Source organism: Pseudoalteromonas tetraodonis (genome assembly GCF_002310835.1).
Lineage (GTDB): Bacteria > Pseudomonadota > Gammaproteobacteria > Enterobacterales > Alteromonadaceae > Pseudoalteromonas > Pseudoalteromonas tetraodonis.
This window is the reverse complement of record NZ_CP011041.1, coordinates 316,281-328,676: the sequence shown is the minus strand read 5'-3', so window position 1 is coordinate 328,676 and position 12,396 is coordinate 316,281. Positions and strand designations below refer to the sequence as shown.

General features: G+C 41.2%; 9 protein-coding genes. 5 read left to right on the top strand and 4 right to left on the bottom strand.

The window, feature by feature from the left end; genetic code table 11:
• Positions 1-92 precede the first annotated feature (92 nt).
• On the top strand, positions 93-2,567 hold the full coding sequence (locus PTET_RS01480) for a penicillin-binding protein 1A (RefSeq protein ID WP_008115027.1): 2,475 nt from the start codon (positions 93-95) through the stop codon (positions 2,565-2,567).
• Between the two features lie 48 nt (positions 2,568-2,615).
• On the opposite strand, the gene metL is transcribed toward PTET_RS01480, so the two are convergent.
• Complete coding sequence (gene metL / locus PTET_RS01475; RefSeq protein WP_036955953.1) at positions 2,616-4,961, bottom strand: bifunctional aspartate kinase/homoserine dehydrogenase II; 2,346 nt, start codon at positions 4,959-4,961, stop codon at positions 2,616-2,618.
• Between the two features lie 49 nt (positions 4,962-5,010).
• Positions 5,011-6,258, bottom strand: a complete 1,248-nt coding sequence (gene metB / locus PTET_RS01470; protein WP_033104302.1) for a cystathionine gamma-synthase — start codon at positions 6,256-6,258, stop codon at positions 5,011-5,013.
• Positions 6,259-6,456: 198 nt separating this feature from the next.
• On the opposite strand from metB, the gene metJ reads away from it, so the two are divergent.
• Entirely contained in the window at positions 6,457-6,777 is a 321-nt protein-coding gene (gene metJ / locus PTET_RS01465; RefSeq protein WP_008115021.1) for a met regulon transcriptional regulator MetJ, read from the top strand.
• Positions 6,778-6,845: 68 nt separating this feature from the next.
• On the opposite strand, the gene PTET_RS01460 is transcribed toward metJ, so the two are convergent.
• Together PTET_RS01460 and rpmE are read right to left on the bottom strand one after the other, a co-directional pair.
• Complete coding sequence (locus PTET_RS01460) at positions 6,846-8,087, bottom strand: malic enzyme-like NAD(P)-binding protein (protein ID WP_013463901.1); 1,242 nt, start codon at positions 8,085-8,087, stop codon at positions 6,846-6,848.
• Positions 8,088-8,612: 525 nt separating this feature from the next.
• Complete coding sequence (rpmE, locus tag PTET_RS01455) at positions 8,613-8,828, bottom strand: 50S ribosomal protein L31 (RefSeq protein ID WP_008115018.1); 216 nt, start codon at positions 8,826-8,828, stop codon at positions 8,613-8,615.
• A 230-nt stretch (positions 8,829-9,058) separates the two neighbouring features.
• Between rpmE and priA the strand changes: the two genes are divergently transcribed.
• From priA to hslV, 3 genes are all read left to right on the top strand, one after another.
• Positions 9,059-11,242 (top strand): primosomal protein N', encoded by a 2,184-nt coding sequence (priA, locus tag PTET_RS01450; protein ID WP_024602143.1) that lies wholly within the window; start codon positions 9,059-9,061, stop codon positions 11,240-11,242.
• Positions 11,243-11,262: 20 nt separating this feature from the next.
• Complete coding sequence (locus PTET_RS01445; RefSeq protein ID WP_008115014.1) at positions 11,263-11,790, top strand: SPOR domain-containing protein; 528 nt, start codon at positions 11,263-11,265, stop codon at positions 11,788-11,790.
• 80 nt (positions 11,791-11,870) lie between these two features.
• A complete protein-coding gene (gene hslV, locus PTET_RS01440; protein WP_008115012.1) occupies positions 11,871-12,389 on the top strand; it encodes an ATP-dependent protease subunit HslV in 519 nt (172 codons plus the stop codon).
• Positions 12,390-12,396 lie beyond the last annotated feature (7 nt).

Genomic DNA, 12,396 nt, shown 5'->3' with positions numbered 1-12,396 from the left:
TAATTTATATCTTAAAAAATATTATTCAATTTTTAATCAATATATACTAGCAGTCTCAACCTGTAATTGGGAGTCCGTTTAGGGAAATATCAGTGATTTTATTAAAAAGAACTTTACAATTTTTGATCATTTGTGCATTACTTGCACTAATTACATTGCTCAGCCTTTATTACTACGTTAAATCCGATATTCCCAGCGTGCAAGTTTTAAAAAACGTGCAATTACAAACGCCTATGCAAGTATTTACTAAAGATGGGCTTTTAATCAACCAATTTGGTGAAAAAAGACGGATCCCTGTAACTATAGACCAAATTCCCCAGCCTTTATTGCAGGCTTTTTTGGCAACTGAAGATAACCGCTTTTACGATCATATCGGTATTGATCCAATTGGTATTGTGCGCTCAGCGCTGGTACTTATTTCTACTGGTGAGAAAAAGCAAGGTGCCAGTACTATTACCATGCAATTAGCTCGTAACTTCTTTTTAACACGAGAAAAAGCCTACATTCGTAAAGTAAAAGAAATATTTATTGCCATTCATATCGAAAACCTCCTCTCAAAAGATGAAATATTTGAGCTTTACCTAAATAAAATAGAATTAGGAAATCGTGCCTTTGGTATTGGTGCTGCGGCTCAAGTTTATTATGGTAAAGAACTAAAAGAGTTAACTCTTGCGCAAATGGCAATGATTGCTGGTTTACCAAAAGCTCCTTCGGCACTTAATCCTATTCGTAATCCAGAACGTGCTAAAGCAAGAAGAAATGTGGTGTTAGGAAGAATGCTTGAAGAGAAGTATATTTCAAGAGCGCAGTATAATGAAGCCACTAACCAACCAATTACCGCATATTTTCATGGAGCTGAAATTGACTTATATGCGCCGTACATTTCAGAAATGGTACGAGCAGAAATGGTGTCACGCTACGGTATAGATAAAGCCTATAACTCAGGGTTTAAAGTGTACACTTCTGTTGAATCAGATGTTCAAAAAGCAGCACAAACAGCTCTAGTTAATAACCTGCATGCCTACGATATGCGCCATGGTTTTAGAGGCCCTGAAGCCATATTGTGGGATCCGCAAACAGAGCCGCCATTAACGCAGTCGAAATTATTAAATACTTTAAAAGCTGTTAATGAATTTGGCCCTTTAAAAACGGCTGCGGTGTTAAGCGTGAGCGATAAAAGCGCTGAAGTTATACTTAAAAGCGGCGAGCGCACAACCCTTACTTGGGATAACCTAAAATGGGCACGTAAGTTTATTACACGCTATCGCCAAAGCTTTGCGCCTGAAACAGCAAGCGATATACTAACGCCAGGCATGCAAATATGGCTGCGCAAAAATGACGATAATAGCTATATTTTAAGTCAAATACCTGAAGCGGCGAGCGCCATTGTTTCTTTAGACCCACAAGACGGGCGCATAAAAGCCATTGTTGGTGGATATAGTTTTGAACAAAGCCAATATAACCGAGCTGTACAAGCTAAACGCCAAGTAGGCTCAAATATTAAGCCGTTTATATATTCAGCTGCGCTTGAAAAAGGCTACACACTAGCGTCAATTTTAAATGATGCTCCTATAAATCAATGGGATAAGAGCCAAGGCGTTGCATGGCGACCAAAAAACAGCCCAGCTATTTATAATGGCCCAATTCGCATTCGTCGTGCTTTAGCCCAATCTAAGAATGTAATTTCCGTACGTTTATTAAGGGGCGTTGGACTGCAAAGAACAGCCGATCATTTATTAAAATTTGGTTTTGACGATAAAGATATAAATCGTAGTGAGTCACTGGCATTAGGCAGTGCATCCATTACGCCGCTTGAATTAGCTCGTGGGATGAGTGCTTTTGCTAATGGCGGTCACCTAATTGAGCCGTACTTTATTTCACAAATCCAAGATGCAATGGGTAATACGTTATTTAAAACCAATCCCACCATTATTTGTGATGATGAAACGACAACACCTAGCTCGCTAATGCTAGGTGAGCAAGTAGCACCAAATTGTGCGCCGCAGATCATCTCTAAACAAAATGCATTTTTAATTGCCAGCGCAATGAATAGTGCTATTTGGGGTGGCGGTAGCTGGTCACATAAAACCGGTTGGAGTGGAACAGGCTGGCGTGCACAAGCGCTAAAACGTCGCGATCTTTCTGGTAAAACAGGCACGACTAATGATTCTGTAGATACTTGGTTTAGTGGCTTTAACCGCGATGTGATGACATCAGTTTGGGTTGGCTTTGATAACCCAGGTAATACACTGGGACGCTCAACCTACAATAACAACTTAGGAAGTGGTCAAATATCAGGTGCTGAGTCAGGCGCAAAAACAGCTCAGCCTGCATGGGTTGATTTTATGCGCGCCGCACTGGATGGTAAACCTGCTGCGCCCATCGAACCACCTGAAGGCTTAGTTTCTATTCGTATTGATTTAGAAACCGGATTATTAAGTCATAAAAACGATTACACCAGCCGTTTTGAATACTTTGAAAAAGGCACCGCTCCTACCAAATATGTGTTATCACAACCAAATGATATATTTGAAGAAAACACTAAAACTGAAGAAGAGCTATTTTAAATATAGCGAACAGTAAAAAGGCCGCAAATTAGCGGCCTTTTTGATGATCTAACTAATATTTTGTACCAACCAGTATAAGTCAGAGTGAACGCCAGCAGCAGTCACTTCTTTACCCGCACCGGGGCCTTGTATCACTAATGCGTTTTGGTTATACCACTGGGTATTAATCACAAAAATATTATCGCCAGGGGTCAAATTCGCAACCGCTTCGCTTTTTGGTACATAGGTAATCCCTACCTTAGCGTTTAGCGTGTTGTTTTCAAACTCTAATAACCCAGTGTAGCACAGTGCAGCATTTTGTTGCTGAGCCGCTTGCGCATGCTGCTCAATAAATGCATCTAAACGAGCCTTATTATCAATAAAGTCATTCCAGCTGCCTGCACTTAACTCATCGGGCATCAAAGCGGATAAAGAAATGTCATCAAGTTCCAATTCAATACCTAATTCACGCGCTAAAATAAGCAACTTACGTTGCATATCTCGTCCAGATAAGTCTTCTCGAGGATCCGGCTCTGTGAACCCCAAAGCTTGCGCTTCTAGAACTAAATCTGAAAACGCTTTACTGCCATCATACATACTGCATAACCATGACAGCGTGCCTGAAAACACGCCTTCTATTCGCGTTATTTTATCGCCACTATTTTGTAAATCAGCCAAGGCAAAATTAATCGGTAGTCCGGCCCCTACACTTGCATTATAACGCCAATGTAAGCCACGTTGAGCAAGGCTTTCACGTAGTGTTTGATACCACGAAAGCGACGCGGTTCCCGCGTATTTATTAGCACTAATTAGATGGCAGTTTAATTCAGCTAACTTACTATAAAGCTGACTAAAATGTTCACTGGCGGTAATGTCGATCACTATTTTATGTTCATACTCAAGAGTATCTATGTATGACAATAAATCGGCTTGTCTATAGGAGCTTGCATGGTTTTCCCATTGAAGTTGCCAGCTTTCACAGTCTAATCCATTAGCATTCACCAGCATCTGCTCTGAGCGTAAAAGCGCTACTAACTTGACGTTAAAATCAGTTGATAAGCGTGCTAGTTGAGCAGGTAATTGGCGCATAAACTCAGCACCTACATTACCAAGTCCTGCAATAATTAAAGCTATTTCTTGTGCTTTATTAATGAGCTTGTCATGTAACAGGCTCAGCACATCACTTTCAAGTACTTGATCGGTTAATAGTAACGTATATCCCTCACCGTAATGGGTAAACCGAGGCTGGATAGATTGTGTTTGTAATAAGGCTTCACTTTGCTTACCAAGCGGCGCTACCTCTTGATCAGGTGCAATAATCGCCACCCCATTTAAGTTTGACTCACTAATATTGGCGCGGCCAGCAAAATAATTAGCCACCTGATGTGTCGCTGACGCAGGGACTAGTAAGTAGATTTCGCCTTCGTGTTCAAAGTGATGCAAACTATGCTGAATAAGTTGGCTAACATGTGCTACTTCGCCTTCACTCAGATCATCAACAATGAGTAAATCCACATTATTTACTGTGGTTAAAAAGCGTTTTTGTTTACTCATTCCTAGTTTAACTATTTCGGTATGACTGCCTTGAGGATCGTAACTACTGCGAACAACTAATTCTATATCGGTATCTTTTAATGGCGATAATGTTTTAGCGTGTAATACTGGATTACCTAACCTCGCTAATAAATTAGCTTGATCACGGCACACTCGCGCATACTTAACCGCATTAGCAACCTTACGCGGATCAGTACTAAAAACACCTTGAGTGTCAGTCCAAATAGAGACTTTTTTAGCATTGCAATACCGCGCTAATAAAGTGGCACTGTAATCACTGCCATTTCGCCCTAAGGTCACTGTTTCACCATGTAAATCAGCCGCAATAAACCCCGTAACTACATTAATTTTACTCGTCTGTATGGCTTTTAAGCACTGCTGCTGATTATTAGCATGCTGCAGCTGTCCGGCATCTAACGTAAATAACTGCCTAGCGTCATGGGCACAAGCGCTAACGTTAAGCTGTTCTAAGTAAGCGCTTAGTAACCTTGCAGACCACAATTCACCATGTGCTAATAACGCAGCTTCAGCTAATGTTCCTTGCTTAGCCTGCTTGGTAATAATACTGAGCTCAGTTTCAAGTAAATCAAGCGCATGGTGCTTAGCGTTAGCTATTAATAATTGCTCAATCAGAGCTATTTGATGGTTACTCAATAGCAATACAATATCAGCAATAGCTTGAGTGTCTTGCTGTTGATAGCTTTGCCACAGTTTAACTAAGGTATCGGTGGTTTTACCGGCAGCCGATACCACCACACAATCCCCAGCTTGAGCATGAGTTAAAATAATATTTGCGACACTTTTAAAGCGATCCGCTGAGCTTAAACTCGAACCACCAAATTTATGAACCTGATTTACCATATTAATACCGACTCGCATTTATGTTTTGTATTTTGAAGATTGGTATGCACTACCATAACGCCGGATGCGCCGCGTTTAACTTTGCTGAACCAAATGATTCACTAGCACCACTTTTTGCCGATAGGCCGGGATCGGCTTGTCCTGGGCGCACCAAATTAAATACCCTGTCTAAGTCAGCGAGTAAATCATTTACATCTTCAATACCCACCGAAATACGAATAAGCGTGTCGCCTACTCCGGCTTCTGCACGCGCGGTTGCGTCCATGCCGGCGTGGGTCATAGTCGCAGGGTGACAAATCAAACTTTCTACTCCACCTAATGATTCCGCTAAGCTAAATTCATTTAAGCGCGTTAAAAACGCTGCAGCATCGTTTATATCGCCTTTTATATCAAAGCTAACCATAGCACCAAAGCCAAGCTGCTGCGCCTTAGCTAGCGCATGTTGAGGGTGTGATTCAAGACCTGGGTAGTAAACTTGGGCAACAAACTGGGAGCGTTCTAAATACTGTGCAATGGCGAGTGCACTTTCTTGGTGTTGCCTTAAACGCACGTTTAAAGTACGTAAGCCTCTGAGCGTTAAATAGCTATCAAATGGCGCGCCGGTGATGCCAATGTTATTTGCCCACCACGCTAACTCTTCACCTAACTCAGCAGTCGCTGCGATAACCGCGCCACCAACAACGTCTGAATGGCCATTGATATATTTTGTGGTTGAGTGCACCACAATATCAGCGCCAAACTTAATCGGGTTTTGTAATGCTGGCGATAAAAATGTGTTGTCGGCGGCAACCAGTGCACCACACTGTTTAGCTGTATCAGTTACCGCTTTAATATCTGTTAAGCGTAAAATAGGATTGCTAGGTGTTTCAATCCAAATCAGCTTAGGTTTAATAGCAAGGATGCGTGTCAAACTGTCGCTTTTGGTAAAATCGACCACTTCTAGTTTTAATAAGCCGCGCTTTTCTAGCGAAGTAAATAAGCGATAGCTGCCACCATAACAGTCATGAGGGATCACTAACGTATCGTCACTATTAAGTAATTGTGTTGTTAGGTGAACGGCTGCCATGCCTGTTGCGGTAATAATGCCTTTAGCGCCACCTTCAAGCTCCGTGAGCGCCTCAGCCAAAATGTCACGATTAGGGTTACCACTGCGGCCATAATCATATTGACGCTTTGTATCAAAGTCAGCAAATGAGTAAGTTGTTGATAAATAAAGCGGTGGAACAACCGCACCATGCTGTTTGTCGGCTTCTATTCCACTACGAACAGCAATTGTTGCCTTATTTTTTTCACTCATTTTCGCTACCTTTACTAATTTGGATGTTTAGACGTCTAAAAGGTAGCGCATGCAATTTAAGATGTCAAAACATTTAAATGTCTAGATAGCTAAATAACTAGTATTTGACTATCTTTTTTAAACCGATAGAATTTCACGCATATTTACACGCTTTGATGCTGTGTGAGCAATTTATAATCTGAGGCAACGATACATCTTATGGCTAAATGGAATGGTGAATATATTCACCCATACGCAGAACACGGGAAAAAATCCGAACAAGTAAAGAAGATCACCGTTTCGATCCCGCTAAATGTATTAAAAGTATTAACTGATGAACGTACTCGTCGTCAAATAAACAACTTACGTCATGCAACAAATAGCGAGCTTTTATGCGAAGCGTTTTTGCATGCGTTTACCGGGCAACCGCTGCCTAATGATGATGATTTGCGTAAAGATAACGCAGAAAAAGTACCTGAAGAAGTGAAGAAAATAATGCAAGAAATGGGACTAGAAGTGCCTATTTTAAATGAAGACTAGAAGGGTCTTTATACAAAAAAACCTCAGCAAATGCTGAGGTTTTTTTTGCGCTAATTTATACTTAACAATTACGCCATGTAGTTTTCTGGCATATCAATTTGTGCAACGCCAGAGTCTACCGCCGCCTGCGCAACCGCTTTAGCTATACGTGGTAACAAACGTGGATCCATTGGTTTTGGTATAATATATTTAGCACCAAACTCTAATTTGTCGATACCTGCGGCAGTAAGCACTTCAGTCGGTACGGGCTCTTTAGCAATACTACGAATTGCTTCTACAGCAGCAATTTTCATCTCGTCGTTTATTTCACTGGCACGTACATCTAACGCACCACGGAAAATAAACGGAAAACACAATACGTTATTAACTTGATTCGGATAATCAGAGCGACCTGTAGCCATAATTAAATCGTTACGTGCAGCGTGTGCTAATTGCGGATCGATTTCAGGATCGGGGTTTGAACAAGCAAATACCACGGGTCTATCAGCCATTAATTTTAAATCTTCAGGGGCTAATAAATTAGGGCCCGATACACCCACAAACACATCGGCATCTTCAATTACATCTTGTAAAGTACGTTTATCGGTATTGTTTGCAAATAATTGCTTATATTCATTCAAGTCATCACGACGCGTATGAATAACTCCTTTGCGATCTAACATATAAATATGTTCACGCAACGCGCCACATTTAATTAAAAGCTCCATACAGGCAACAGCTGCAGCGCCGGCACCTAAACATACAATAATTGCATCTTCAATTGCTTTGCCCTGTACTTCCAGCGCGTTTAGCATACCCGCAGCCGTTACAATAGCCGTACCATGCTGATCATCATGAAAAACAGGAATGCTACAACGCTCTATAAGCGCTTTTTCTATTTCAAAACACTCGGGCGCTTTAATATCTTCTAAATTAATTCCACCAAAAGTGTCGGCAATATTAGCCACCGTGTTAATAAAGTCTTCGGTAGTACGGTGCTTAACTTCAATATCTATAGAGTCTAACCCTGCAAAACGCTTAAATAGTAGCGCTTTACCTTCCATAACGGGTTTTGAAGCCAGTGGACCTAAATTACCTAAGCCTAAAATTGCGGTGCCGTTAGTAATAACCGCAACCATATTTCCTTTACCAGTATATTTGTAGGCATTTGCTGGATCAGCGGCAATTTCACGAACAGGTTCTGCGACACCGGGGCTGTATGCGAGCGCGAGGTCTTTAACCGTCTCAGCGGGCTTGGTCAGCTCAATACTGATTTTACCTGGAACGGGATGGGCATGGTAATGTAGTGCTTGTTCACGAAAATCTGACATAACGCGATTATATCCTGCAATTTAAGTTAAAGTGAGAGGTAGTTTTAATCTACGATACCTTTATTATTTTTAAATTCCAAGCAATATCAGGTCTATCCTGTTATATGCTAGAACTGTTAATTTTAAGTGATTTATCAGCAACTTCCCTAGATTATCCTGACATTTTTAAAATATAAATTCGTCATAAAAATGAAAAACACAGGTACTTTTTGCCCTTGTTCTATTTTTATAAAGCGTATTTTTTAGTCTTAAATTAAAATAGTGAAATACCGAATTTTATTTAACTTTAAACACAAATAACCTCACGTTACCTGCATTTGAGTACCATCTTTAAAGTTTAACAAATAAAAATATAGAGAATATTGGCTGTTTTGTCTGCAAATGTTTATGCATACTCAGAATAAGAACAGGAAATAGTTATGCAAAAAAAATAAATACAAAATTGCTAAGAAAGCAGGTAGGAAAGTAAATTTTGGCCACAAAAAAAGCACCCTAAGGTGCTTTTTTTTACATAGAAACAAAAAATTATTTTTTGCTGCTAAGTGCACCGAAGCGCTTGTTGAAGCGATCAACACGGCCGCCAGTGTCTAAAATCTTTTGCTTACCAGTGTAAAACGGGTGACACGCAGAACATACGTCTAAGTGAATGTCTTTACACAGAGTAGAACGAGTTTCGAATTTGTTTCCGCATGAACAAGTTGCAGAAATTACTTCGTACTTAGGGTGAATACCTTCTTTCATAGGAACCTCTAGTTAAGGCCGCATCGCTCTCCAAACCCGAAGTCTGGCACCATACGTCGTTAAAACAAATTTATTGGTCGCGAATTTTATCCAACAACCCGCACGCACACAAGCTTTAATTACCCTTTTTGCTAAAAAGTCGGCAAACACCTATCCATTACTGATTTGTCGGTAGGCTTTTAATGCTATTTTTAGTACATTAAACCATTACGTTAATTGGTTGAGTTGTTATGCGTTTTGCTGAAGTTGCAATAAAAGTCCCCTTGCCTCGCACCTTTGATTATAAAGTGGATGAGCAATTAGTACCGCTGACTCAATTACAGCCTGGTATGCGCGTGTTAGTCCCTTTTGGTAATCAACGTAAAGTAGCGGTTATTCTTAGCTTAAAAGCGGAAACAGCAGTCCCCGAAGGCAAAATAAAATCTATTATTGAAGTTATTGACGACTCACCGGTGTTATCTGCGCAGCATTTAGAGCTACTGAAATTTACAGCGCGTTATTATTGCTATCCACTCGGTGAAACTATTCATATTGCATTGCCCAGTGCACTGCGCCAAGGTGAGTGCCCTGATAAAACCAGTATAAACATGGTGACATTAAGCGAAAAGGGGGCACTTTTACCGTCTTTAAAAGCTAAAACACAGCTTAATTTGCTTAAGCAATTATCAGCATCCGGTAAATCATCATTAACCGAACTCAAAGCCCTCGGGTTTAATAAAAAAACCATTGATACCCTTTTAGATAAAGAGCTAATAATTCAAACCATTGAGCACGACAATCAATGGCAACATACCTCGCCAACGGTTGGCAGCAAACCCCGTTTAAATAAAGAGCAAGCCATTGCCTGCACTGCAATTAATCAAAGTACGGGGTTTAATAGCTTTTTGCTAGAAGGTGTCACTGGCAGCGGAAAAACCGAAGTTTACCTGCAATGCCTAGAAGAAGTATTAAAACGTGGCGAACAGGCGTTAGTGCTCGTTCCTGAAATCGGGCTAACGCCTCAAACGGTCAATCGTTTTAGACGTCGCTTTCCTGACACCCCTATTATGTTATGGCACTCGGCATTAACCGATAACGAGCGTCTGCAAACATGGCGCTTTTGTGAAAAAGGCAGTTGCGCCATTGTTATAGGTACCCGTTCGAGTATTTTTCTGCCATTTTTAAAGCTCGGGATGATTGTGGTTGATGAGGAGCATGATGCCTCATTTAAACAACAAGACACTTTACGCTATCATGCCCGTGATTTAGCTGCGTATCGTGCCTATCAGCATCAAATTCCACTTATTTTAGGTAGCGCCACGCCAGCACTAGAAACACTGCATAAAGCTATTAATAACAAATACCAGTTGCTTACATTAAGTGAGCGCGCACAAACCGCCACCGATAATCAGTTTAAGCTGCTCGACATGAAAGGTCAGCCTGATAGAGCCGGTATTGCGCATGCCAGTCTTGCAATAATGCGCCAGCACCTGAATAGGGGAAAGCAGGTGATGGTATTTTTAAATCGCCGTGGGTTTTCTCCTACTTTGATTTGTCATGAATGTGGTTGGTTGAGTGAATGTAGCCGATGCAGCACCAGTGCGACTTTTCATAAGGCAATAGGCCAAATGATTTGCCACCATTGTGGCGATCAATATCATGTACCACATCAATGCCCTGACTGTGGTAGTACGCAAATCTTTCCTAACGGCAAGGGCACCGAGCAAATAGAAGAGTTTTTGAGTAGTGAATTTGCAGACACCCCGATCAGCCGTATCGACCGTGATTCAACTCGGCGTAAAGGTAGCCTTGAAAAAGCACTGGATGAAATAAACCAAGGCGGCGCACGTATTTTAGTTGGTACGCAAATGCTGGCAAAAGGTCACCATTTTGCTGATGTTAGCTTAGTACTTATTTTAGATGTCGATAGTGGTTTGTATTCGTGTGACTTTAGGGCTACTGAGCATTTAGCACAATTAGTAACACAAGTTGCAGGACGCGCGGGACGTTCTGGCGAACCCGGTGAAGTATTATTACAAACGCACTTTCCTGAGCACCCGCTATTACAAGACTTAGTTAATAATGGCTATCAAGATTTTGCCCGCTTTGCACTCACTGAGCGAAGTGATGCACAGTTGCCACCCATTACGAGTATGGCAATTGTTCGCGCACAAGGGCATAACATAAAGCAAGTCGTCGACTTTCTAACGGATTTGGTTCCTGTCAATGGGGTATCTGGTATACAATTGCTCGGACCGATCCCCGCGCCTTTAGAAAAAATTGCGGGAATGTATCGTTTTCAATTACATATTCAAGCGCAAGATCGACGCATACTACATCAGTATCTCGCGCAAATGGTTGATTATCTCAGCACTAGCAAACTTGCACAAAAAGTTCGCTGGAGTTTAGACGTAGACCCTACAGACATGATTTAGGTAAGGCCACATATAACACCATGGCACAGCACGATTATATTAATAAAAAACCAAAAAATAGAAAAAACACTAAACAAGAGCCGGCTAAAAAACCCTTCCCGTTTTTGTTAATCATTATTGCCTTGTTACTAATCGGTGGTTTTGCATACGGACTCTGGTTTGTTAAAAACAATGCCGATCCAGAGCTTGTTGAAAAGCAAGCAAATCCAACACCCGAAAAACAAGTAGAAATAGCTAAACCGCGGCCACCTAAATTTATTAAAGAAATTAAAGAGCATGAGATTCAGGTTGAAGTAAAAGAACTTGAACAAAAAGGCCCTTATGTCATGCAATGTGGTTCATTTAGAACCCATCAGCAAGCTGAAACCTTAAAAGCTAAAATAGCCTTTGCCGGATTAATTTCAGAAATCAAAAAAACCACAGGCAGCAATGGTATTTGGTACAAAGTGCGTTTAGGGCCTTATGAAACCAAGCGTCATGCAGAAAGTGACAAGAACAAACTTAAACGAATTAATATTGTCGGCTGCGGAATTTGGGGCTGGACTTGAATTTAAACCATTCACCCATATAACCTCTTCATAATCGTTTTTTACGCGCTGCCTCTTGCAGCGCGATGATGAGGAATAACATGACTACAATCGTAAGTGTACGCCGTGATGACAAAGTTGTTATTGGTGGTGACGGCCAAGTATCTCTTGGTAACACAGTAATGAAGGGCAATGCCCGAAAAGTTCGACGCCTTTATAATGGCAAAGTTATCGCTGGGTTTGCTGGCGGCACTGCTGATGCCTTTACTCTTTTCGAACGTTTTGAAAGCAAACTAGAAATGCACCAAGGTAACCTCACTAAAGCTGCTGTAGAAATGGCTAAAGATTGGCGTAGCGATCGTGCCCTGCGTAAACTTGAAGCTTTACTTGCTGTTGCTGATGAAACAGCTTCGCTAATTATCACCGGCAACGGTGACGTGGTGCAACCAGAAAACGACCTAATCGCAATTGGCAGCGGCGGTAACTTTGCGCAATCAGCTGCAACCGCCTTATTAGAAAATACCGACTTAAGTGCTCGTGAAATTGTAGAGAAAAGTCTAACAATTGCTGGCAACATCTGTGTATTTACGAATAACTTCCAAACTATCGAAGAATTGTAATAGGAAC